The following is a 24,658-nucleotide window of genomic DNA, read 5'->3' on the forward strand; positions in this document are numbered from 1 at the left end:
CATCGACTGTCTCTAGACCCAAGTCATAAGTCGCTGATAGCTTAGCGCCAGCCGACCGGAGACGTGGTAGAGGCTGACTGAGGAGACGCGACATTGGACGTTGCCGTCGACACCGATCCAACCCTGACCCTCGACCGGATGCGCGAGGACGTCGCGGAGGCCCTCGAGTGCCCGCCGTCACTCGTCGGCGACGACGACGATCTGCTGGTGCTCGGCCTCGACTCGATCGCGGTCATGCGGCTGGCCAGCCGCTGGCACAGCCGCGGCGTCCCCGTCACCTTCAGCGAGCTCGTCGAGTGGCGCACCCTCGCACAGTGGTGGCACCTGGTCGCGAAGCGCCACGCCGAGGCCCGCCCGGCGCAGCTGCCGCCGGTGGCCGTGGCGGAGTCCGCGCCGTTCGGCCTGGCCACGATGCAGCACGCGTACTGGATCGGCCGGGCGGACGGGCAGCCCCTGGGCGGCGTGGGCGCCCACTTCTACAACGAGTTCGACGGGGCCGGCGTCGAACCGGACCGGCTCGACGCCGCCGTCCGCGCCGTGCTGCACCGGCACGGCATGCTACGGGCGGAGTTCCACGCCGACGGCACCCAGCAGATCCGGCCGGAGAGCCCGTGGCCGGGCCTGACGGTGCACGACCTGCGTGAGCTGTCGCCGCGCCGGTGCGAGGAGGAGCTGGCGCGGCTGCGCCACCGGTTGTCCCACCGCCGGCTGCGGGTGGAGGAGGCGGAGACCTTCGACATCCAGCTGTCCCTGCTGCCCGGTGGCGCCACCCGGGTGCACGTGCACGTCGAGATGCTGGTCGCCGACGCCCACAGCTTCCGGCTCATCCTGTCGGACCTGGCGGCCTTCTACCGGAACCCGGACCGGCAGGTGGCCCCCGTTGGCCTCAGCTATCCCGCGTACCTGGCCACCATCGCCGCCCGGCCCGACGAGGCTCGGGACCGGGCCCGCGAGTACTGGCGCGAGCGGCTGGCCACGCTGCCCGGCCCGCCCCAACTGCCGACCGCCGTCGACCCGGCCACCGTGGCGGGTCACCGGGTGGTCCGCCGGTACCACTGGCTGACCCCGGAGCAGCAGGCGGAACTGGGACGGCGTTCGGCGGCGGCGGGAGTCACCCTGTCGATGGTGTTCCTCACCGCCTTCGCCGAGGTGCTGGCCGCCTGGAGCAGCAGCGGCCGGTTCGTGCTGAACCTGCCGATGTACGACCGGCGCCCCGTCCATCCCGAAGTCGGCGCGGTAGTCGGCGACTTCACCAACCTGATTCTGCTGGAGATCGACACGACCGGCCCGGCCGGCTTCGTCGACCTCGTCCGCCGGCACCAGGACCGGCTGCGCAGCGACGCCGCCCACTCGGCGTACAGCGGCGTCGACGTGCTGCGCGACCTGTCCCGCGCCCGGACCGGCCAGCCCGTCGGCGCGCCCGTCGTCTTCACCAGCGCGCTGAACCTCGGCGAGCTGTTCGACGCAGACGTCCGCGACTGCTTCGGCCCGCCCGGCTGGACCATGTCCCAGACCCCCCAGGTCTGGCTCGACTACCAGATCACCGAGCGCGAGGACGGCCTCTACCTCAACTGGGACGTCGTGGACGAGCTGTTCCCCGACGGGTTCGTCGACGACATGTTCGCCGCCTATCTGCGGATTGTCGACTGGCTGCTCGACCCGGCCACGGACTGGTCCCGGCGCGCCCCGATCACGCTGCCCGCCCGCACCCTGGCCGCGCGGGCGGCGGCCAACGACACCGCCGGCCCCACCGACGACGGGCCGCTGCACCGCGGCGTCTTCGCCCGGGCAGCCCGCGAGCCCGACCGCCCGGCCGTGCTGCACGGACCGGACCGGGCGGGCGTGCTCACCTACGGCGAACTGGCGGGCCGGGCGCAGGCACTGGCCGACGAGCTGACCGCCCGCGGCCTGGCCCCCGGCGACGCCGTCGCCGTCACCCTGCCGAAGGGCCCCGACCAGATCGTGGCGGTGCTCGGCGTGCTGCGCGCCGGCGGCGTGTACGTGCCGATCGGCGTCGACCAGCCCGACGCCCGGCGCGAGCTGATCCGGGCCACCGCCGGGGTCCGGCTCACCGTCACCACCGCCGGGATCGCGGCCGGGTCGTCGCCCGTCGATTCCTCGACGATGCTGACCGTCCCCGCCGCCGGTGTGCCGTTGCGCGACGACGCGCTGGCGGTCGACCCCGAGCAGGACGCGTACCTGCTGTTCACCTCCGGCTCCACCGGCGTGCCGAAGGGGGTGCGGGTGCCCCACCGGGCGGCCCGGAACACCCTCGGCGACCTCGTGCGGCGGTTCGCGATCGGCCCGGACGACCGCGTCCTGGCGGTCTCGGCCCTCGACTTCGACCTGTCCGTGTTCGACATGTTCGCCCTGCTCGGCGCGGGTGGCGCCGTCGTCACCATCACCGAGGACAGCCGCCGCGACCCGGCCGCCTGGCTGCGCCTGGTCCACGAGCACCGGGTGACGGTCTGGCAGTCCGTCCCTGCCGTGCTCGACCTTCTGCTGACCCAGGCCGAGACCGAGGCGTCGGGCGCGGCCGGGCAGAGCCCGCTGCCGCTGCGGCTCGCCGTGCTCGGCGGCGACCGGGTCGGCCTCGACCTGGCCGGCCGGCTGGCCAGGCTGGCCCCGGCCAGCCGGCTGTACGGCCTCGGCGGCACCACCGAGACGGCGATCCACTCCACCGTGCAGCCCGCCCCCGCCGACCCGCCGCCGCACTGGCGGTCGGTGCCCTACGGCGTGCCGTTGCGCAACCAGCTCATGCGGGTCGTCGACGAGCACGGCCGGGACCGGCCGGACTGGGTACCCGGCGAGCTCTGGATCGGCGGGCGCTCGGTCGCCGCCGGCTACGCGGGCGACCCGCAGCGGACCGCCGACCGGTTCGTAGCGCACGCCGGGCAGCGCTGGTACCGCACGGGCGACCTGGCCCGGTACTGGCCCGACGGCACAGTGGACTTCCTCGGGCGCACCGACTTCCAGGTCAAGATTCGGGGACACCGGATCGAGCTGGGCGAGATCGAAGCCGCGCTGGAACGCGACCCGCACGTCTCCCGGGCGGTCGCCCAGGTCGTCGAGCGGGACACCCTCGCCGCCGCCGTCACCGTCACCCGGACCGGGGCCGACCCCCAGTCGATCCGCCAGCGCGCCGCCGAACAGCTTCCGCCGTACATGGTGCCAGCCGTCGTGGTGGTCCTCGACGCGTTCCCGCTGTCGGCCAACGGCAAGATCGACCGCGCCCGGCTGCCCGAGCTGCTCGCCGCACGACCCGCCGCCACCGGCACCGCGCCCCGCGGCGGCGTCGAGACCGCCGTGGCCGCCCTGTGGTCGGAGCTGCTCGGCGTGCCCGAGATACGCCGGGAGGACAACTTCTTCGCCCTCGGCGGCGACAGCCTCGTCGCCACCCGGCTGCTGGCCCGGCTTCGCGAGGCCGGCATCGCCCGCGCCGAGCTGCACCACCTGTTCCACGCCCGCGACCTGGCCGGCTTCGCGGCGCGGCTGCGCACCGACGGTACGGCCGGCGACGCGGGCACGCCCACCGAACGGCGTGAGCTGACCGCCAACCCGGCCCACCGGCACGAGCCGTTCCCGCCCACGGACGTGCAGCGCGCGTACTGGCTGGGGCGCACCGACGACTTCGCGCTCGGCGGGGTCGGCTCCCACTGGTACTGGGAGTTCGACGGCCGGGACGTCGACCTCGACCGGCTGCGACAGGCCCTCGACACGCTCATCGCCCGGCACGAGATGCTCCGCGCCGTCTTCGACGACAACGGCGACCAGCGGATCCTGCCGGAGGTGCCGCCGTTCACCATCACCGTGCACGAGGGGCGGAAGCACCTGGCGACGCTGCGCGAGCGGCTGTCCCACCGCGTCCCCGACCCGTCCCGCTGGCCGCTGATCGACATCCAGGCCGTACGCCACCCCGGCGGCACCCGCGTCGCGTTCAGCTTCGACTACATCGTGCTCGACGCGCTGAGCATCGTCATCTTCTTCTCCGAGCTGTCCACCCTCTACCGCGACCCCAGCGCCGAGCTGCGCCCGCTGGGCGTGTCGTTCCGCGACTATCTGCTCGGCGCGGCGCCGCCGCCGGAGGCGGTGGACCGGGCGGGGGCATACTGGCGCGGGCGCCTGGACGACATCGCCCCGGCCGCCGCGCTGCCGCTGGCAGTCGACCCCGACACCCTGGTCGCCCCGCGGTTCGTCCGCCGCGAACGCAGCCTCACCCCCGAACAGTGGGCGGCGATCACCCGCCGCGCCCGGGACCACCGGCTCACCCCGGCCGCGGTCCTCGCCACCGCGTACGCCGAGGTGCTCAGCGCGTACAGCGGGCAGGACGAGCTGACGTTGAACCTGACCATGTTCCAGCGCCACGACGTGCACCCGGACATCGGCGCGATCCTCGGCGATTTCACCTCGCTGGTCCTGGTCGGCTACCGGGGGAGCGCGGAAGAGCCATGGCAGGAGACCGCCCACCGGTTCCAGCAGGACCTGTGGGCCGGGCTGGAACACAACGACGTCTCCGCCCTGTGGGTGCTGCGGGAGTTGGCGCGCCGGCGCAACAGCGGCACGGTCAGCATGCCGATCGTGTTCACCAGCGCACTCGGCGTGGCCGCGGACCTGGTCAACATGCGGTTCCCGTTCGGCGAGCTGACCTGGGGCATCTCGCAGACCCCGCAGGTGTGGCTGGACAACCAGGTCATGGAACGCGACGGCGGGCTGACCTTCAACTGGGACAGCGTCGACGAGCTGTTCCCCGACGGGCTGCTCGACGCCATGTTCGACGCCTACCACCGGCTGCTGTGCTGGCTCGCCGAGGGCGAGTGGGACCGGACGCTGCCGGACCTGCTGCCGCCGGGGCAGCGTGCCGTCCGGGCCGCCGTCAACGCCACCGACGCCCCGGCACCCGGGCACACCCTGCACGAGCCGTTCTTCGCCCACGCCGCCCGCGACCCCGACCGGCTCGCGGTCGCGTACGGTGAGACGTCGATCAGCTACGGCGAGCTGGCCGCACGGGCGCTGCGGATCGCCGGGGCGCTGCTACAGGCCGGGGTGGAACCGGGCGACGCAGTCGCCGTCACCCTGCCCCGCGGGCCGGAACAGGTCGCTGCGGTGCTCGGCGTGCTGGCCGCCGGCGCCTCGTACGTGCCCGTCAGTGTCGACCAGCCCGCCGCCCGCCGCGATCGGATCTACGCCAAGGCGCAGGTGACCGCCGTCGTGGGCCGCCCCGGCGCGCACCACCTGCCCACAGTGGCCCCCGACGTGGACGGGCCCCCGCTGCGCGGGCCGGTGACGGTCGCCGCGAACGCACTGGCATACACGATCTTCACCTCCGGCTCCACCGGGGAGCCCAAGGGGGTGGAGATCACCCACCGGGCGGCCGTCAACACAGTGACCGACGTCAACTCCCGGTACGGCGTCGGCCCGGAGGACCGCGTGCTGGCGGTCTCCGCGCTGGACTTCGACCTGTCCGTCTACGACGTGTTCGGGCTGCTGGCCGCCGGTGGGGCGCTGGTCGTGCTGGCCGAGGAGGACCGCCGGGAGGCCCGCCGCTGGGCGTGGCTGGCCCACCGGTGGGGGGTGACCGTCTGGAACTCCGTGCCCGCGCTGTTGGACATGCTGCTCGTGGCGGCCGGCGAGCACCCGCCGGCCAGCCTGCGGCTGGCCCTGGTCTCCGGTGACTGGGTGGGCCTCGACCTGCCGGGCCGGCTGGCACGGGTCGCCCCGCACGCCCGGTTCGTCGCCCTCGGCGGCGCCACCGAGGCCGCAATCTGGTCCAACGCGTGCGAGGTCGCGGCGGTCCCGGAGCACTGGCGCTCCATCCCGTACGGCCGCCCACTGCGCAACCAGCGCTACCGAGTGACCGACTCCCGCGGCCGGGACTGCCCGGACTGGGTGCCCGGGGAGCTGCGCATCGGCGGCGCCGGGGTGGCGCTGGGCTACCGCAACGCCCCCGAGCTGACCGCCCGGCAGTTCGACGTCGACGACGAGGGCCGGCGCTGGTACCGCACCGGCGACCTCGGCCGGTACTGGCCGGACGGGACGCTGGAGTTCCTCGGCCGGGTCGACTTCCGGGTCAAGGTGCGCGGGCACCGCATCGAGCTGGGCGAGATCGAGGCCAACGCCGAGGCCCACCCACTCGTCGGGCGGGCGGTGGCGCTGGTCGTCGGCCAGGCGCCGGCACAGCACATCGGCCTCGCCGTCGTACCCGCCACCGAAGGTACGGAGCCGGACCTGGCCGGCTGGCTGGCCGAGCGACTGCCCGCGTACATGGTGCCCGAATACGTCGTGACGCTGGAGCGGCTACCGCTGACCGCCAACGGCAAGGTCGACCGCCAGCGGCTCGCGACACTGCTGCGCGCCGACCCGCTCGACGACACGGCCGAGCCGCCCAAGGGGCCCACCGAGGAACTCCTCGCCGGACTCTGGTCGCAGCTGCTCGACCAGCCGGTCGTCGACCGCCGGCACAGCTTCTTCGCCCTGGGCGGAGACAGCCTGCTGGCCACCCGCCTGCTCGAGACGCTGCGCCAGCGGCTCGGCGTGGACATGACATTGCGACAACTGTTCGCCGTACCCGCGCTCGCCCAGCTCGCGGCCGCCGTCGACGAGCAGCTCCGTGCGTCGGCCAACGACGACGTCGAGGAAGGTGTCATATGAGCAACGACCCCCGCATCCCCGTCGAGCGGCTGGTCACCGACCTCGAACGGGCCGGACTGCGGCTGTGGGCCGAGGACGGCACGCTGAAGTTCCGCGCGCCCGCCGGCTTCATGACCGACGAGCGGCGCGCGCAACTGCGGGCCCGCCGCGACGAGATTCTCGCCCACCTGGCCAACGGCCGGCTGCCGCGGGTCGTGCCGGATCCGGAGCACCGCCACGACCCGTTCCCGGTGACGGAGGTGCAGTCGGCGTACCTGCTGGGCCGCGGCTCCACCTTCGCCTACGGCGGCGTCGCCTGCCACGGCTACGGCGAGCTGCACTACCCGGACCTGGACCCGGAGCGGATGACCCGCGCCTGGCGGGCGCTCATCGCCCGGCACGACATGCTCCGAGCGGTGATCGACATCGACGGTTCCCAGCGGGTGCTGCCGCACGTCGACGACTACCACGTCGCCGTACACGACCTGCGCGGGCGCGAACGCGACGAGTTCGACCGCCGGGTGGCCGAGGTGCGGGCCGAGATGGACCACCGGGTGTTCCGGCCCGACGCGTGGCCACTGTTCGAGGCACGCGTGACCCGCGGCGACGACGAGGCCGTGCTGCACGTCTCGGTGGACTTCCTCATCGCCGACTTCGTCAGCATCCAGATCATCCTCGACGAGCTGCACCAGCTCTACCACGGCAACGAGCAGCTGCCCGCACTGGAGATCGGCTTCCGGGACTACCTGCAGGCCGAACGGAACTGGACGGCGAGCCACCGAGAAGCCGACCGCGACTACTGGCTGCACCGCGTGAACGACCTGCCGCCCGGCCCGGAGCTGCCGCTGACCAGCCGCGCCCGGCAGACCGACGGCCGGTTCCGCCGGCTGGCCGCCACCCTGGAACCCGAGCTGTGGGACGGGCTGCGCAAGCACGCCGGCCAGCACGACGTGAGCCCGTCCTGCGCGGTGCTCGCCGCGTACGCGCACGTCATCGCCGCGTGGAGCCGCCGCCCCACGTTCACCCTGAACGTCACGCTGCTCAACCGGCTACCCCTGCACCCCCAGGTGCCCGCCGTCGTCGGCGACTTCACCGGGGTGGAACTGCTCGCGGTCGGCCAGAGCGGGACGGAGACCTTCGACAGCTGGGCCCGGGCCGTACAGGCCCAGCTCTGGCAGGACATGGACCACCGGGCATTCTCCGGCATCGAGGTGATGCGCGAGATCACCCGCCGACGCGGCGCCGACGCGGCGCTGTTCCCCGTCGTCTTCACCAGCGCGATCGGCCTGGGCGAAGCCGGCGCCCCAGCAGCGGCGTCGCACGGGCGGCTCGGCTACGGCATCAGCCAGACCCCGCAGGTCGTCATCGACTGCCAGAACTCCGAGCGCGACGGCGGACTGTCAACCAACTGGGACGTGCGCGATGGTGTGCTGCCCGACGGAGTCGCCGAGGACATGTTCGCCGCGTTCGAGCAGCTGCTGCGCCAGCTCGCCACCGACGACCAGGCGTGGCAGCGGGTTCCGTCGAGCCTGCTGCCGCAGCGGCAGCGGCGCCGCCGCGAGGAGGTCAACGCCACCGCCACCCCGCTGACCCGCGCCCGCCTACACGACGCGGTTTTCGCCCAGGCCCGACGGACCCCGGACGCCCCGGCGGTCATCCACGGCACGACCACGCTCAGCTACGCCGACCTGGCCGCCCGCGCCACCGGCGTCGCCGCCCGGCTCGTCGAGTCGGGCTGCGTACCCGGCGACCTCGTCGGGGTGACCCTGGAGCGCGGCCCGGGGCAGGTCGTGGCCGTCCTCGGCGCGCTGCTCGCCGGCGCGGTGTACGTGCCGGTGGACACCGTGCAACCCGCGGCCCGGCGCGAGACGATCCTCACCGGCGCGGGCGTGCGGTACGTGCTCACCTCCCGCGACCTGGCCGCCGGGCCCTGGCCGCCCGGGATTGTCGTCGTGGCGCTGGAAGAGGTGCCGCCGGCCGACCCGCCCCGCGAACCGGGCGGGGCGCGGCCCGACGACCTGGCGTACGTCATCCACACCTCGGGCTCCACCGGGACGCCGAAGGGGGTCATGATCACCCACGAGGCGGCGCTGAACACCGTCCTCGACATCAACGCCCGGTTCGCCGTCGGCGAGCGGGACCGGGTGCTCGGCCTGTCCCAGCTCGGCTTCGACCTGTCGGTCTACGACATCTTCGGCCCGCTGTCCGTCGGCGGGGCCCTGGTCGTCCCCGACGCCGAGCGACGCGCGGACCCGTCGCACTGGGCCGACCTGGTGGCCACCCACAGGGTGACCGTGTGGAACTCCGTTCCCGCCCAGCTCCAGATGCTCTCCGGCTATCTCGGCGTGGCCGGCACCGCGCTGCCCACCCTGCGGCTGGCGATGCTCTCCGGCGACTGGATCCCGGTCGCCCTACCCGACCAGATTCGCGCCCAGGTGCCCGGCCTCAGCGTGGTGAGCCTCGGCGGGGCGACCGAGGCGTCCATCTGGTCGATCCACTACCCCGTCGGGGCGGTCGGCGAGGACTGGGCCAGCATCCCGTACGGTCGGCCGCTGGCCAACCAGACCTTCCACGTCCTCGACCCGCTGCTGCGGCCCTGCCCCGACTGGGTGACCGGCGAGCTGTACATCGGCGGCGTCGGCCTCGCGCGCGGCTACCTGCACGACCCCGAGCGCACGGCGGAGCGGTTCATCGTGCACCCCGTCACCGGCGAGCGCCTGTACCACACGGGCGACCTGGGCCGGTACCTGCCCGACGGCGACATCGAGTTCCTTGGCCGGGAGGACCAGCAGGTCAAGATCCGCGGCCACCGGATCGAACTGGCCGAGATCGAGACGGCCCTGCAGAGCCATCCGGACGTCGCCGCGGCGGCGGTGCTGGTCGCGGGCGACCAGCCGCTGGAGCGCACGCTCGTCGCCTTCGCGCAGCCCGCCGCCGCTACGCCGCCGGCCGGCGACGTAGCCGACCTGGCCGTAGTCGCGGCCCGGGCCGGCGACGCCGCGCTCGCCGGCGTCGACCCGGACCGCTACCTGGAGTACGCCCACCGGCTCGACCAGGTGGCCCTGCCCGCCATGCTGGACACCTTCCGCCGCGCAGGAATGTTCGCCTCGCCCGACGACCGCCACACCGCCACCGAGATCGTGGCCGCCACGGACGCCGCGCCCCGGCACCACCGGCTGCTGCGTCGCTGGCTCGCCGCCCTGGTCGCCGAGGGACTGCTGGCCATCGACGGCGACCGCTACCGGCTGGCCGGCGCCGTCAGACCCGACGCGCTCGACGCCGCGTGGGCCGCGGTCGAGGCGGCGGCGCTGCCGAGCGAGGAGCGCCTGCTGGACTACTTCCGGGCCAGCATCCGCCACCTGCCAGCCCTGCTGCGCGGCGACGAGGACCCGCTCCGGCTGCTCTTCCCCGAGGGCCGGCTGGACGTCTCCCAGCAACTCTACGAGGAGGCGGTGTTCAACCGCTGGGCCAACCAGGCCGCCGGTGCCGTCGTGGCGGACCTCGGCGCCCGCCGCCGGCACCCCGGCCCGCTGCGCGTGCTGGAGGTCGGCGCGGGTGGCGGCGGCACCACCGCCGCGGTGCTCGACGCGCTCGCCGGGCAGGACATCGACTACCTGTGCACCGACCTGTCGCCCTACTTCGCGGGGCAGTCGCAGGCCCGCTTCACCGACGTGCCCGGCGTCCGGTTCGGCCTGTACGACCTGGACGCCGACCCCACCGAGCAGGGCCTCGCGCCCAACTCCTTCGACCTGGTCGTCGCCGGGGACGTGCTGCACGCCACCGCCGACGTCGACCGGGTCCTGGAACGGCTGCGCGGGCTGCTCGCCCCCGGCGGATGGCTGGTGGCCCTGGAGATGACCCGGGACCACTACCAGATCATGACGTCGCTGGAGCTGCTGGTCCGGCTCGACGACGCCACCGGAGACTTCACCGACGACCGCGCCGGGACCGGGACGGTCTTCCTCGCCCGCGACCGGTGGCGGGACATCCTCGACCGGGCGGGCGCTGACACCAGCGTCTGCCTGCCGGCGGAAGGCACCTTCGTCGGGCGGATGGGCATGTGCGTGCTCGCCGCCCGGTTCAAGGCCGACCGCGCACCCGCGCACCCCCGGGCCCTCACCGATCACCTGCGCGCTCGGCTGCCCGAGTACATGGTGCCCGGCACCGTGGAAATCCTCGACGAGCTACCGGTCACCGACAACGGCAAGATCGACCGACGGTCCCTCGCGGGACGGCTGGGCCGCCGGCACGGCGGTACCCGGGCCGGACTGCCCGGCGCGGCACCCGAGACCGAGCTCGAACGGAACCTCGTCGCGTTGTGGAGCGAGGCCCTGGGCACGCCCGTCGGGCGCGACGGCAACCTGTTCGAGCTGGGCGGGGACTCGCTGGTCGCCGCCCAGCTGGCCGGGCGCATCATCGAGGAACTGCCGTCGGCCCGCACGCTGTTCTTCGACGAGGTGCTGCGCAACCTGCTCGAACTGGCCACCGTCGCCCGGCTCGCGCAGTGGTTGACCACCGCCGCGGAGGCCGGGGAACAGCCGCACGAGACGGGCCAGGAGCGGCCGACCGAACTGCTCGTCGCCGTGCACGCCGAGGGCACCGGCGTACCCCGGATCTTCCTGCCCGACGAGTCGGGGTCGCTCGACGGGGTCGCGCCGCTCGCCGCGGCGCTGCGCCCCGCCGCCCCCGCCTGGGCGTTCACCGGCGCGGGGCTGGAGCTGCTGCCCTCGGTGGACAACGCCGCCGCCGCGTACGCCCAGGCGGTCGTCGACGCCGACCTGGCCCAGGTGGAACTGCTCGCCCACGGACCGATGGCGGTCCTCGCCGTCGAGGTGGCACGCAACCTGACCGAACGCGGGGTGCTCGTCGAGGGGCTGCGCCTGGTCGCCGGCCACCGGCCCGGCCCGGGCACCGCGGACGACCCCGCCGCCCCGGTGCGCGCCGCCCTCGCGCGTCACGAGCCGTCCATCTACGCCGGGGACATCACCCTGGTGCAGCCGGCACGGGACGCGGAGATCGAGTTCTGGGAGGACCTGTGCCTCGGCAGCCTCGACGTGGTCGACACCGATCTGCCGGCGCAGCGGCTGCGCTGGTCGGCGGAGCCCGCCACGGTGGCCGCCGCGCTGGGCCCGGCGCGATGAGCCGCCCGATGCCCCGCGGCCCCCAAGGGCCACCCCCGCGGCCCGGCGGTTACCCAACACCAGGCGCCGTCGGCGAGGGCTCCCGGTGACCGGGCCGGCCCCCGTGGTGGGCATCGTCGGCGCGGCCGGCGCGGTCGGCGCCGCCGCCGTGGCCGAGCTGCACCGTCGGGGCCGGCACGCGCTGCGCCTCGCCGGCCGCCGCCGCGCCCCCCTCGACGCGCTGTGCCACGGGCTCACCGCCACCGACGGTTCCCCGCCCACCGCCGAGGTCCTCGACATCGCCGACACCGACGCGCTGCACCGCTACTGCGCGGGCTGCGACGTCGTGCTCAACTGCGCCGGCCCGGCCTACCTCGTCGAGGACCGGGTGGCGCGGGCGGCGCTTGCCGCCGGCGCGGACTACGTCGACGCCGCCGGCGACGACGTTCTGTGGGAGCAGGCGAGGGCCCTGTCGGCGCGGGCGCCGGGGCGGACAGCCGTGATCTCCGCCGGCATGATGCCCGGCCTGAGCGCACTGCTACCCCGCTACCTCGCCGCCACCCTGCCGGACCCGCCGCGGGCGCTGCTCGGCTACCTCGGCGGTCGCGACCGGTTCACCGCCACCGCCGCGGCCGACTACCTGCGGGTGGGAGAGGGGTTCGGCCAGGCGGGGGCGGCGCTGACCGGCGGCGTGCGAGCGCGGCACCCGCTGCCCACCCGCACCGACGCCGAGCTGCCGTTCTTCCCGGAGCCGGCCACGGCCGTGCCATATCTGAGCACCGAGCTGGAACGGGTGGCGCGGGCCCTGGGCGTCACCGACGCCACCTGGCACTCCGTCTTCGCCGGACCGCACGTCGCGCAGGTGCTGCGGCAGCCCCCAGCCGGCGGGAACGCCCCCGAGGCACTGCGCCGCGCCGCCGAGCTGGACGCCTTCGGGCGCGCAACCTACCAGCTGATCGTCGTGGAGCTGACCACCGTCGCCGGTGCCGCGCACACCCTCGTGCTGCGCGGCGACAGCGCCAGCTCGCTCACCGGCGCGTTCGCGGCCGTCGCCGTGGCGGCGCTCACCGAGGGGACCCTGGCCGCCGGCCTGCACCACGCGGGGGAGGCGCTCGACCCGCAGCTCGCGGTGGACCTGCTTGCCGACTCGGCCGCGGTGAGCGGCCTGACGGTGTTCGACGGCGAAGCCGCCCACGCCGGCGGCCACGTGGAGGAGGCACTTTGACGCAGCGTCCCCGGGTCGTCGTCTGCGGCGCCCGATTCGGCCAGGTCTACCTGGAGGCGTTCCGCAACCCCGACCTGCCCTTCGAGTTGGCCGGAGTGCTCGGCGCCGGCAGCGAACGCTCCCGCGCCTGCGCCCGCCGCTACGACGCGCCGCTGTACACCGACCCGGAGCAGCTGCCCGACGACATCGACATGGCGTGCGTGGTGATCCGGGGCGGCCTGCTCGGCGGCCGAGGTTCGGAACTGGCCCGCGCGCTCATGGCCCGCGGCATCCACGTGCTCCAGGAACACCCCCTGCACCACGACGAGCTGGCGGAGAACCTGCGCGCCGCCCGCCGGCACGGCGTCGTCTACCACCTGAACCCGTTCTATACCCACGTCGCCCCCGTACGCCGGTTCGTCGCCGCGGCGCAGGAACTGACGCGACGGCAGCGCCCGCTCCACGTCGACGCGGCGGCCGGGTTCCAGCTCGCCTACTCCCTGCTGGACATCCTCGGGCAGGCCCTCGGCGGGGTGCGGCCGTTCGCCTTCGGCGACCTGCCCGAGTCGGCCCCCCCGGTGCGCGCCGCGACCACCCTGGACATCCCGTTCCGCAGCCTCGACGGGGTGCTGGCCGGGGTACCCGCCACCCTGCGTATTCAGAACCAGATGGACCCCGCCGACCCGGACAACTACGCCCACCTGATGCACCGGATCAGCATCGGCACGGAGGCCGGCAACCTGACCCTGGTCAACACCCACGGGCCGGTCGTCTGGTCCGCCCGCCCCGACTTCCCCCGCGAGGTCGCCGACCCGAACGCCGACCCCCACTACGCCACCATGCCGGACGACGCGCAGGCACCCAGCGCCGTCGTGCTCGGACCGGACACCGTGCCCTCGTACCGGCACATCTTCCGCAGCCTGTGGCCGGCCGGCATCGCGCACGCCCTCACCGAGCTGTACCAGGCCGTCCAGGAACGGCAGGACCCACTGCGCCGCGGCCAGTACCACCTGTCGCTGTGCAAGCTGTGGCAGGACCTGACGCTGCGGCTCGGACCCCCGGAGCTGCTGTCGTCCACCCCGCCACGGCCGCTGACCGACGACGACCTCAAGGCCATCGCCGCCGCCGGTGACGAGGCGGCGCGGCCGTGAGGGCGACCGTGGCGGCCACGTCCTGGCTGCGCCGCTACCGGCCGCGTCCGGCCGCGACCCGGCGCCTGGTCTGCTTCCCGTACGCCAGCGGCAACGCGACCTTCTATCGGCAGTGGGCCGTGCGGCTGTCCGCCGAGGTCGAGGTCGTCGCGGTGCAGTATCCCGGCCGGCTGGACCGTATCCACGAGCCGTGCGTGCGGGACATGGCCACGATGGTCGACGGGATCGTCGCCGCGCTGCAACCGCTGCTGCACACCGACTTCGCCCTGTTCGGCCACAGCATGGGCGCCGCCGTCGCGTACGAGGTGGCGCACCGGCTCGAACACGGCCTCGGCGTATCGCCGCGCCGGCTGGTCGTCTCCGGCCGCCCCGCCCCGCAGCACCACCGGCCGGGCGTCAAGCACCTCGGCAGCGACCAGGAACTGTGGGACGAGCTGCGTCGCCTCGGCGGCACCACCGACGAGGCGCTGGCGCACCCGGAGTTGCGCAACGCACTGCTGCCCGCGCTGCGGGCCGACTACCGCCTCGTCGAGACATACCGGCCCATCCTCGGCGCGCCGCTGTCGGTGCCGGTCACCGCGATCACCGGCGACGACGACCCGGAGGCGCACGTGCCCGAGGTCGCCGACTGGCGGCGCTGCACCACGGGGGACTTCCAGCTCCGGGTGCTTCCTGGGCACCACTTCTACCTGATCGACCGGCAGGCCGAGGTGCTCGACCACGTCAGCGAGGCGCTCGGGCTGCCCGCCGGCCAGCCCCGCTGACCGCGGGTCACGTCGCCGCCGGCACCGCCGCCGGTCGGTCGTCTGTCGCCGGCGCGCCGAGCTCGAGCCGGCCGGCGAGGTAGTCCTGCCACATGAGCCGGCGGCGCGGCTTGCCGCTGCTCGTGCGCGCCACCGCGCCCGCCGGCACGACCACCGGCTCCACCGGCACCCCCTCCGCGGCGGCCGTGGCCGCGTCGCACGCCGCCGGCAGCCAGCCCGGCTCGGGCCGGGCCAGCAGCAGGACCACCCGAGGCGCGTCGCCGACCTGCCCGAGCAGGGCCGTGATCCGCCCGGCCGGCGCCCCGCAGGCCGAAGCCGCCGCCGCCTCGACGTCCTCGGCGAGCAGCATCCGGCCGCGCACCTTGACGCCGTCGCCGAGGCGGCCCAGCACGAACAGCTCCCCGCTGGCGAGGAAACCCGCATCGCCGGTGCGCACCTCGCCATCGAGCAGCCGGGTGCCGCTGACGGTGCGGTCCGCGACCGCCGGCAGGTAGCCCGCCGCCACGGACGGGCCGCGCACCACGATCTCGCCGACCACGCCGTCGGGAACGGCTCGGCCGTCGTCGTCCACCACCGTCACCCGCGCGCCGGCGAGCGGGCGTCCGCAGCCCACCACCTCGCCCCGGTCGAGGGTGGCGGTGCGCCAGCCGGTGTCCAGCGGCACGCCAGTCACCGACAGCGTCGCCTCGGCCAGCCCGTACGCGGGCAGCAGCGCCTCGCGGCGTAGCCCGTGCGGAGCGGCGAAACGGGCGAACTCCGCCAGCAGCCCCGGCGGGATCCGCTCCGCGCCGACGATCACCGCCCGCCACGCCGAGAAGTCCATCCCGGCCAGCGCCTCGCGGGGCACCCGCCGGACGATGTGGTCCAGTCCGAAGGCCGGCATCGCGGTCAGCCGGGCACCCCGCCGGCCGAAGCACTCCAGATAGCGCAGCGGCCGGCGGACGAAGTCGCCCGGCGACATCAGCCACAGGTCCGACCCCGTGGCCACGGGCGCCAGCAGGCAGCCCACCAGGCCCATGTCGTGGTGCACGGGCAGCCAGGAGGCGGTCGGGTCGTCGGGCGTCATCCGCAGCCACCGCTGGATGCCGGTGACGGTGGCCGCCAGCGCCGGATGGGGCACGCGCACCCCGCGCACCCGGCCGCTGCTGCCGGAGGTGAACTGCACCAGCGCCAGCCCGGCCGGCCCGGGCGCCGGCGCCCGGCGGCCGTCGGCGGCGGCGAGCAACTCCGCGCCGTCGTGCGCGGGCATGCCCGCCCCGGCGCACACGTCGGCCACCAGGGACAGCGCGGGGTCGTGCACGACCAGCCGCGGCGTGCTGGCCGCCAGCACGCCGCGCAGGTGCTCGGACCAGCGTGCCCGGTCCCCGAAGGGCGGCGGTGGCGCCACCGGTGAGGCGGCGGCGCCGGCCAGCATGGTGCCGAACAGCAGTCCCACGAACCGGGGGCCGGTGGTCTCCACGATTGTCACCACGTCGCCCGCGCCCACCCCGGCGCCGCGCAACACCCCCGCGTACCGGCGCACGAGGTCCGCCAGCTCGGCGTACGACCACAGCCGCCACGACCCGTCGGGCTCGGCGAACCGGATGCCGCGCCGGTTGTCGGGCCGGTCCAGCCAGCCGAGCGGGCCGGTCACGCGGGCGCCGCCTCGATGATCGGGAACATCGGGGTGGAAACGTTGCGGATCAGCCGTAGCCCGGCCCGGCCCAGCAGCTCGCCCTGCTGCTCAAGGGTCCGCGCGCCGCCCGCGGTGAGGGTGTGCATGAGCAGGTCCATGCGGCGCGCCAGGATCGGCACCTCGGCGTCCTGCCGTCCGGCCTCCATGACGAACAGCCGGCTGTGCGGCGTCATCGCGGCCCGGACCCGGCCGAGAATGCCCACCACCTCGTCGTCGCTCCAGCTGTAGAGGATGCGCTTGAGCACGTACGCGTCGCCGCCGGGCGGAATCGGCCCCTCCAGGAAGCTGCCCGGCACCACCTCCACCCGGTCGGCGACCCCGGCGGCGGCCAGGACCTCGGGGGCGTTGGCCACGACGCCCGGCAGGTCGAACAGCACGCCCCGGGCGCCCCGGACCCGGCGCAGCAGGCTGGCCAGGAAACCGCCGTTGCCGCCGCCGACGTCCACGATGCTGGCGAAGCGCCGCCAGTCGCAGGCCCGCAGCACCGCCAGCAGCTCCATCCCGGTGACCCCGCTCATCACCTTGTCGAACGCCTCCCCGTCCTCGGGTTGGGCGCTCAGGTGCTCCCACATGGACCGGCCGTGCACCACGTCGAACGCGGGGCCGCCAGTGCGGATCGACTCGGCAAGCCCCTCCATCGCCCGGGTACACGCCACGGGGGACAGGAAGATGTCACGCGCCGAGTACGGGTGCCCCTCGCGCAGCAGGTCCGACAGCGGGGTCAGCGCCACGCCATCCGGCTCCACCAGCTCGAACAGCTCCCGGGTCGCCAGGTACTCCAGCGTCTTGCGGAGGGTGGGCTCGTGGGTCCCGGTCGCCCGGGCCAGCCGGGACATCGGCACCGGCCCGTCCACCAGGTGGTCGGCCACGCCGAGCAGGCAGACTGCCCGGATGGTGTACGGCAGGAGGTAGTCACCGAGTTCGAGGAGCTTGAAGATCGACTCGGCGTCAATGGTGCGCCTGGTGCCCAAGGTGTCTCCGTCCCTTCACATGACAATCCGGCGGCCCCGGGCCACCGGAGTCGCGTGGCGGGGCGTCAGGAAGCGGCAGCCTCGTCCAACTCGGCCTGCAACTTCTTGGACGCGAGCCGGCGCCACGCATCGGTGATCAGTTCTCGCAGCTGCGCCGGGTCGACCGTCGCCAGTTCGACGAACGTCCAGCCGCTCTGCCCGTACCTGTTGTCCGGCGCCGAGAAGGTCGCCGGATCCTCGCTGATGAGCGCCGCCTGCTCGGCGACGTCGATGCGCATCCCCATCACCCCGGGCTTGGGAAGGGTGCAGAAGATCTTGTTGCTGACACGAAAGTCGGTCACGTCGAAGTGTGCCGACTGGTGTGCTCCGGGAAGCGACAGGGCGATGCTGCTGACGGTTTCGGGGCTGACCACTCCGACCTCCTCGGTTGTCGACGGACGGCTTCACGCTAACGCCCGTCCAGCGTGGTCGGGGTGATCCCGCCCGCGTCGTCGCGCCGCAGCAGCCGCTCGGCCACCCGACCGTGCGGATCGTCGCCGAACCCCGGGAAGGCGTCCAGCCACAGCGCCCGGCGCAGCCACCGGTGCAGCGGGTACTCCCACGTCACCCCCATCCCGCCCGTAATCTGCACGGCGGTCTCGCAGGTGCGCACCGCCGCATCGCGCGCCACCAGCACCGCCTCGTCGACCGCCTGCGCGCACGCCAATGACCCCTCGGGATCGTTCTGCACCAGCCAAGCGGCCCGGTACGCCAGCGACCGAGCCAACTCGGTGCCGACGTACGCGTCGGTCAGCTGGTGCGCCACGGCCTGGAAGCTGCCGATCGGCCGCCCAAACTGCTCCCGCTGGCGGGCATGGGTGACGGCCATGTCCAGCGCGCCCGCCGCGACGCCCACCGCCTCGGCGGCCAGCAGCGCGCCGCCACGCAGCCGGGCCAGACGCGCCACCTCCGGCGTGCGGGCCGGCTCAGTGAGCAGCCGTGCCGGCGTGCCGTCCCACCGGACCTGGGCCATCCGGCGCAGCGTGTCCAGCGTCGACAGCTCCTCCACGACCAGCCCTGGCGACCCGGTGTCGCAGGCGAACACGGCCGGCCCCTCCTCGGTGCGGGCCCGCACCACGACGCAGCGCACCGCGCCCGCCTGCGGCGCCGCCGGCACCTGCCCGCTCAGGGACCAGCCCCGACGCGAGCGGGTGGCCCGCACGGTCCCGGCGCCGGTGGGCGCGGCGCCGTCCGGGGCGCCGTCGGCGAAGGTCGCCGGCACGGTCAGGGGCTCCCCGGCGGCCCGCGCGTACGGCGCGGCCAGCGCGACCGTCGTCCACCACGGCGTCGGGTGCAGGCACCGCCCGCTCTCCTCGGCCAGCAGCGCCAGCTCGACCATGCCCAGGTCGTCGTCCAGCCAGCCCTGCCGGATCAGCTCGGGCCAGGCACCCGCCTCGCTCCCGCCGGGGCCCTCCGCCAGCGCGCACACCCGCGTCGCCGGGTAGCGTCGCTCCAGGTGGTCGCGGGCGGCCCGGCGGATCTCCCGCTGCTCATCGGTGAGCGCAAAATCCATGATCTTCTCCGTGTCGTCGCCGGCCGGTGGTCACTGGCGGGATCTGGGCAGGTCCAGCACGCGCTCGGCGACGATCCCGCGCAGGATCTCGGAGGTGCCGCCCTCGATCGTGTTCGCCCGGCTGCGGAGCCGCTGCCGCTGCCAGTAGCCCTGCCAGGCGGCGTCACCGCTGTCGAGCAGCGCCGCCGGGCCCTGTACGCGCAGCGCCAGCGCGCAGACCCGCTGGTGCAGCAGCGACCATTCGAGCTTGAGGATGGACGCCTCCGCGCCGGGCTCGCCGGAGCGGCGCAACGCGGCCAGCGACCGGTAGCCCGTGTACCGCAGCCCCTGCAACCGTGCGTGCAGCGTGGCCAGCTCGCGGCGGACGGCCGGATCGCCATCGGCGCCGACCTCTCGCACCAGCCGCAGCAACCGGTCGAACTGCGCGACCAACCGGGCGGTGAGGGTGACCCCGAACGTTCCCCGCTCGTGGGCCAGCGTGGACAGCGCCACCGACCAGCCCCTGCCGACCTCGCCCACGACGTCGGCGTCGCCGACCGGGGCATCGGTCAGGATGATCTGGTTGAAGTCGGTGTCGCCGTTGAGCTGCCGCAGCGGCGACACCTTCACCCCCGGCGCCCGCATGTCCAGCAGGAAGCACGTCAACCCTCGGTGCTTCGGCTCGGCGGGGCCGGTGCGGGCCAGCAGCAGGCAGTGGTCGGCCAGGTGGGCGTAGGAGGACCAGACCTTCTCACCGTCGAGCAGGTAACCGTCCGGCTCCGCCCGCCGGGCCACGGTGCGCACCGCGGCCAGGTCCGAGCCGGCCTCCGGCTCCGAGAACCCCTGGCAGAACAGGGTACGACCGGACAGGATGCCGGGCAGGTAGCGGGCCTTCTGCTCGTCGGTGCCGTGCGCGATGAGCGTCGGGCCGACCATGTTCATTCCGATGATGTTGATGTGGTCCGGCGCGCCGGCGCGGGCGGTCTCCTCGGCGAAGATGGCCTGGTGGGCGGCGGTCAGGCCCTGGCCGCCGTACTCTTTCGGCCAGGTGATGCCGGCGTAGCCGGCCTCGGACAGGTCGTGGCTCCACTCGCGCAGCTGCGCGGTGCTCCACGTACGCGACGGGTCGTCGTCCGGCAGGCGGGACCGTAGCCACTCGCGCAGCCCGGCGCGGAACGCGGCCTCGGCCGGGTCGTCGTGCAGGTTCAACGCCGTCCTCGCTTCCTGGCGGCCGGGTCCGGGCGCCTCGTGCTGGTCTCCGTCACGCCGCACGCACCGCGAGTGGCACGTGGTCGTACGTGCGGAAGTTGAAGCGGGGCCGGCGCACCGGCTCGCCATCGAACTCGATGGCGCTGGTGCGGTGCAGCAGCCGGTCGAACACGGCGACGCCCTCGGCGCGGGCCAGGGCGGCGCCCAGACAGTGGTAGACGCCGGCCCCGAAGCTCAGGTGCTGGTTGGGCCGGCGGCCGACATCGAAACGGTCCGGCTCGCCGAACTGCTCCGGGTCCCGGTTGGCCGACCCGACCAGCAGGTAAAGGACCCGGCCAGGGCGGATTGTCCGGCCGGCGACCTCCACCGGCTCCACCGGGCTGCGCATCGTCACCTGAATCGGCGCCTCGAAGCGCAGCATCTCCTCGATCGCGGTGGCGGTGCTGGCGGCACCCGCCCGTAGCCGGGCAAGCTGGTCGCGGTGCTCCAGCAGGGCGACCATGCCGTTGGAGATCATGCCCATCGACGTCTCGAAGCCGGCGTAGAAGACCGTGATGGCGTTGTCGACGATCTCCTCGCGGCGCAGCCGCTGCCCGTCCGACTCGGTCATGGCCATCCGGGTCAGCAGGTTGTCGCCGCCGGGGCCGTCCTCGACGAGGTCGCCGAGGTACGCGCGCAGCCAGCGCAGCGAGCGAACGGCCTCGCCGACGTCGCGATCGCTGCGGAACGCCACGTCGCTGAAGGCCCTGACCAGCTGCGCCGCGTGCGGCCACAGCAGGGCCCGGTCGGCCGCCGGCACCCCGAGCAGATCGCAGATGACCATCAGTGGGAAGGGCAGCGCGAGGTCGGCGACCAGGTCCATCCGGCCGGTCGCCAGAACGGGTTCGAGCAGGTCATCCACGAGGGAGGCCATGCGTTCGCCGAGCTGCCGGACCAGGCCGGGGCTGAACGAGCTGACCAGGACCCGGCTGGCGAGCCGATTGCGTTGGCCGAGATTCTGCCCGGACAAGAAGCCGCTCAGCTCCGGGTCCCCGACGGTGAAACGGTAGTACTGCTCCGGCAGGGTCTTGGTCAGCCGCTGGTCCCTGAGCAGGGCGGCCACCTCGCGGTAGCCGGGGACCACCCACTGCCCCGGCCCGTTGCTCAGCACGGCACCGGTACGGCGCAGCCGCTCGTACGTCGGGAACGGGTCGGCCAGCAGCCGCGGGTCCGAGACGTCGAAGCTGACCCGTGGCGCGCGAACGGCTGTCATAGGGGCCTCCCGGCGGACCGGTACGGCGTGCACCGCCCGCGTCCGCCGCCGATTATTCGGGCTCCCCGAAACTCGTGTCAAGGAGTGTTTGCGGAGACTGTTGAAGTATCTACCGGACACTCGTAACCACGCGCTTGCTGCGGTAGCGTCGCCGGCATGCGAGAGGAACCGGCTTCGGTGGGTCAACGCCTCCTGTGGCTGATGGACCACTATCGAGGGCAGCAGAACGCACTTAACGAGCAGGTGGTGTGGCACCTGCGCGGGGACTGCGACATCACCGCCCTGCGCCGCGTCGTGGACCGGCTGCACGAGCGGCACGAGTCGCTGCGGACCACGTTCGTCGCTCGGCGGCGCCAGCTCGTCCAGGTGATCAATCCGCCGCGCCCGGTCGAGCTGCTTCGCGTGGACGTGTCCGGGCACGCCGATCCCCGGCGAGCCGCCCGCGAGCACATCGCCGCCGAGCTGACCACCGCCGTGGACATCGGCGTGTGGCCCACCCGGCCCACGCTGATCACCGTCGGCCCCGAGCACCACATCTTCGTGCTGACCATGCACCACTACGTCAGCGACGACTGGTCCAACGCGCTGCTGTCGCGCGACGTCCGTGCGCTCTACCAGGGCGAGGAACTGCCAGAGGTCGGATGGCAGTACGCCAAGTGGGCGGCCTGGCAGCGAGAGCTGATCTCCGGGCCGGATTCGGGGACGCTGTTCGACCACTGGCGCGGGCAGCTCGACAGCGCGCGGCTGGTGCACCTGCCCGAGCGCGCCGAGGTCCCCCGGGGCCCCGGCGAGCCGGCCTGGGTGTCGGTGGAGTTGACCATCGACCCGCACGTGGCGCAAGGGCTGCACCAGCTCGCCCGCAAGCAACGCACCACCCTCTTCCCGGTGATGCTCTCCCTGTTCTACCTGGTGCTGCACCGGGCCACCGGCCAGTCGGACCTGACGGTGGCGTCGCTGTTCGCCAACCGAAGCCGCCCGGAGGTCCGCGACACCGTCGGCTTCTTCGTGTCCATGGTGCTGCTGCGCGGCCGGGTGGTGGCCGCCGAGCCGTTCACCGACCTGTTGCGCCAAGTGCGCAACGTGGTGATGGAGGGCCTGCGCCACCAGGAACTGCCGGCGCAGCTGCTGCCGCCCGGGACGGTCACGGGGGAGGGCCGCACCGACGACGTCATGTTCCAGCTGCTCGGGTCGTTCGTGCCAAGGGCCGACATGAGCGGCGACGAGCTGGACGACCTCGAGGCGCAGCTGGAGCGCAGCCGGTTCGCGCTGGAGTTCGTCGTCGTACCCCAGGGCGATGCGCTCACCGCCGTCGTCATGTGCGACCGCGACCGGTTCACTCCGGACTGGGCGCGGCAGCTCGTCAAGGACTACGTGGAGCTGGCCGCGGCGGTGGTGGCGGACCCGGGCCGCCTGCCGGGCACGCCTTCCTGAGGCGCCGATGCGTGCCGCACGGCGGGGCATCGGGGCCGGCGGGCGGCCGGCGCGCCGCCGACCACCCCCATCGCATCCGGACGGCCGGTCACCCGGCCTTGGGCAGCTCCCGCAGACCGAAGGCCACGCCCTGGTTGTCGCGGCACTCGGCGAACGCGCCGTACTGCGGGCTCGGCGGCCGCAGCGGGCCCACCTCGCCGCCCAGCTCCTTGACCCGCTCGACAGCCTTGGCCAGGTCGTCCACCCCGAAGTAGACGATGATGTGCGGAGGGTCGGTGTCCGGATGGGAGCCGGCCTCCAGGCCCGGGGCCGCACCCGGCATCTCGATGTACGACCCGTGGGTGAGCATCGTGAACTTCCAGCCGAACAGCGCCTCGTAGAATTCCCGGGTGCGTTCGGGAACCGGAACTGCGAACTCGATGAACGAAGGTTCTCCTGCCACGGCGCCCTCCGGTGCGTGATCTGTCAGGGGAGATGTCCTAGCATCATAACGGGTATTGGCTCGTCTTCCGCAGACGCACGAGGATGCTAGTGAAGACGAGTTCCGGTGGCTGGCGGGTCAGCCACCACGGCGGCCGACGCGCCACCGGGCCCACGGGCCCGCACCACCGGCCCCCCAGGGCCCCATGAACGGAGGGCACTGCTGTGACTGTCTCCATCGAGGAGTCCACGAGCCTGCGGCAGGCGCGCGAGATCGCCGACGAGGCGTTCTTCCCCGCCGCGCTTGCGGTCGACGGCGCCGACCGCGTCCCGATCTCCCACCTGGACTTGCTCGCCGAGCAGGGCTTCTACGGACTGGCCGCGCCCCCGGAGTTCAACCGCCTCGACCTGCCGAGCTTCCCAGCGGTGTGCCGCGTCATCGAGACGCTCGCCAGCGGCTGCCTCACCACCACGTTCGTCTGGGCCCAGCACCACAACGCGGTGATGGCGGCCGCCAACACCGGCAACGCCCAACTGCGTGCGGCCTGGCTGGAGCCGCTGGCCACCGGGCGGCGCCGGGCGGGACTGGCGATCGGCGCCGCGGTGCGGCCCGGTCCGTCAGCGCTGGCGGCGACACCGGCCGACGGCGGGTTCCTGTTCTCCGGCGCCGCGCCGTGGGTGAGCGGCTGGGGCCTGATCGACACGATCTACGCGGCCGCCCGGCTGCCCGACGACACGCTGGTCTTCGCCCTGGTCGACGCCGAAACGAGTGGCACGCTGGCCGTCGAGCCGTTGCGGATGTCGGCGGTGAACGCCAGCAGCACGGTGACGGTCACCTTCGACAACCACTTCGTGCCCGCCGACCGCGTCGCCAACCAAATGCCGCTCGAGGCGTGGCGGCAGCGCGACCCGGCGACGCTGCGGTTCAACGGTTCCCTCGCGCTCGGCGTGGCCGACCGGGCGATCGAGCTGGCCGATGAGCCGCGGCTGCGCCAGCAGCTCGACGCCGTCCGTGACCGCCTCGACGCCGCCGACCCGGGCACCATGCCCGCCGCCCGGGCTGCCGCCTCGGAGCTGGCGCTGCGGGCCAGCGCGAACCTCGCCGTGGCCGCCGGCAGCCGTGCCGTTCTGCTCGATCAGCACGCCCAGCGCCTGGTGCGGGAGGCGACCTTCCTGCTGGTCTTCGGCTCCCGCCCGGGCATCCGCGATGCCCTGCACACCGCGTTCGTCACATCCGGCGGCGTCGCCTGACACCCCGGGGCGGCGTCGCCGGGCGCCGCCCCGGTGCGCAGGGCTCGCGACG

General features: G+C 74.0%; 14 protein-coding genes. 7 read left to right on the forward strand and 7 right to left on the reverse strand.

What is annotated here, in order from left to right:
* The first annotated feature begins 93 nt into the window (after positions 1-93).
* The 5 genes from A6A27_RS10185 to A6A27_RS10205 all read left to right on the forward strand — a co-directional run bounded on the left by A6A27_RS10185 (position 94) and on the right by A6A27_RS10205 (position 14,866).
* Positions 94-6,648 carry an amino acid adenylation domain-containing protein gene (locus A6A27_RS10185; RefSeq protein ID WP_443189961.1) on the forward strand — a complete coding sequence of 2,185 codons (6,555 nt, stop codon included), beginning with the start codon at positions 94-96 and terminating at the stop codon, positions 6,646-6,648.
* Positions 6,645-11,768 (forward strand): non-ribosomal peptide synthetase, encoded by a 5,124-nt coding sequence (locus tag A6A27_RS10190; protein WP_073834305.1) that lies wholly within the window; start codon positions 6,645-6,647, stop codon positions 11,766-11,768. Before A6A27_RS10185 ends, A6A27_RS10190 begins: the two co-directional genes overlap by 4 nt.
* A gap of 85 nt (positions 11,769-11,853) precedes the next feature.
* Positions 11,854-12,972 carry a saccharopine dehydrogenase NADP-binding domain-containing protein gene (locus tag A6A27_RS10195; protein WP_143193961.1) on the forward strand — a complete coding sequence of 373 codons (1,119 nt, stop codon included), beginning with the start codon at positions 11,854-11,856 and terminating at the stop codon, positions 12,970-12,972.
* Positions 12,969-14,102, forward strand: a complete 1,134-nt coding sequence (locus tag A6A27_RS10200; RefSeq protein ID WP_073834306.1) for a Gfo/Idh/MocA family oxidoreductase — start codon at positions 12,969-12,971, stop codon at positions 14,100-14,102. Before A6A27_RS10195 ends, A6A27_RS10200 begins: the two co-directional genes overlap by 4 nt.
* Complete coding sequence (locus A6A27_RS10205; RefSeq protein ID WP_073834307.1) at positions 14,099-14,866, forward strand: thioesterase II family protein; 768 nt, start codon at positions 14,099-14,101, stop codon at positions 14,864-14,866. The genes A6A27_RS10200 and A6A27_RS10205 overlap by 4 nt, the downstream gene beginning before the upstream one ends.
* Before the next feature lie 7 nt (positions 14,867-14,873).
* Here A6A27_RS10205 and A6A27_RS10210 read toward each other — a convergent pair whose 3' ends face one another.
* The 6 genes from A6A27_RS10210 to A6A27_RS10235 all read right to left on the reverse strand — a co-directional run bounded on the left by A6A27_RS10210 (position 14,874) and on the right by A6A27_RS10235 (position 21,504).
* Positions 14,874-16,499 (reverse strand): AMP-binding protein, encoded by a 1,626-nt coding sequence (locus A6A27_RS10210; RefSeq protein ID WP_073834308.1) that lies wholly within the window; start codon positions 16,497-16,499, stop codon positions 14,874-14,876.
* Positions 16,496-17,512 carry a methyltransferase gene (locus tag A6A27_RS10215; RefSeq protein ID WP_073834309.1) on the reverse strand — a complete coding sequence of 339 codons (1,017 nt, stop codon included), beginning with the start codon at positions 17,510-17,512 and terminating at the stop codon, positions 16,496-16,498. The genes A6A27_RS10210 and A6A27_RS10215 overlap by 4 nt, the downstream gene beginning before the upstream one ends.
* A gap of 65 nt (positions 17,513-17,577) precedes the next feature.
* Positions 17,578-17,925 (reverse strand): MmcQ/YjbR family DNA-binding protein, encoded by a 348-nt coding sequence (locus A6A27_RS10220; RefSeq protein WP_073834310.1) that lies wholly within the window; start codon positions 17,923-17,925, stop codon positions 17,578-17,580.
* Between the two features lie 35 nt (positions 17,926-17,960).
* The gene (locus A6A27_RS10225; RefSeq protein WP_073834311.1) at positions 17,961-19,064 is read right to left on the reverse strand and encodes an acyl-CoA dehydrogenase family protein; all 1,104 of its coding nucleotides are present in this window, start codon (positions 19,062-19,064) and stop codon (positions 17,961-17,963) included.
* Positions 19,065-19,094: 30 nt separating this feature from the next.
* A complete protein-coding gene (locus A6A27_RS10230) occupies positions 19,095-20,252 on the reverse strand; it encodes an acyl-CoA dehydrogenase family protein (RefSeq protein WP_073834312.1) in 1,158 nt (385 codons plus the stop codon).
* Between the two features lie 52 nt (positions 20,253-20,304).
* The gene (locus A6A27_RS10235) at positions 20,305-21,504 is read right to left on the reverse strand and encodes a cytochrome P450 (protein ID WP_073834313.1); all 1,200 of its coding nucleotides are present in this window, start codon (positions 21,502-21,504) and stop codon (positions 20,305-20,307) included.
* Between the two features lie 156 nt (positions 21,505-21,660).
* Between A6A27_RS10235 and A6A27_RS10240 the strand changes: the two genes are divergently transcribed.
* The gene (locus A6A27_RS10240) at positions 21,661-22,935 is read left to right on the forward strand and encodes a condensation domain-containing protein (RefSeq protein WP_073834314.1); all 1,275 of its coding nucleotides are present in this window, start codon (positions 21,661-21,663) and stop codon (positions 22,933-22,935) included.
* 88 nt (positions 22,936-23,023) lie between these two features.
* Here A6A27_RS10240 and A6A27_RS10245 read toward each other — a convergent pair whose 3' ends face one another.
* Positions 23,024-23,377, reverse strand: coding sequence for a VOC family protein (locus A6A27_RS10245; protein ID WP_073834315.1), 354 nt, complete (start codon positions 23,375-23,377; stop codon positions 23,024-23,026).
* 203 nt (positions 23,378-23,580) lie between these two features.
* Here A6A27_RS10245 and A6A27_RS10250 point away from each other — a divergent pair, with 203 nt between their 5' ends.
* Entirely contained in the window at positions 23,581-24,606 is a 1,026-nt protein-coding gene (locus tag A6A27_RS10250; protein ID WP_083672532.1) for an acyl-CoA dehydrogenase family protein, read from the forward strand.
* Positions 24,607-24,658: the final 52 nt, after the last annotated feature.

Origin of the sequence: Micromonospora sp. CB01531, assembly GCF_001905095.1 — a bacterium.
Taxonomy (GTDB): Bacteria; Actinomycetota; Actinomycetes; order Mycobacteriales; family Micromonosporaceae; genus Micromonospora.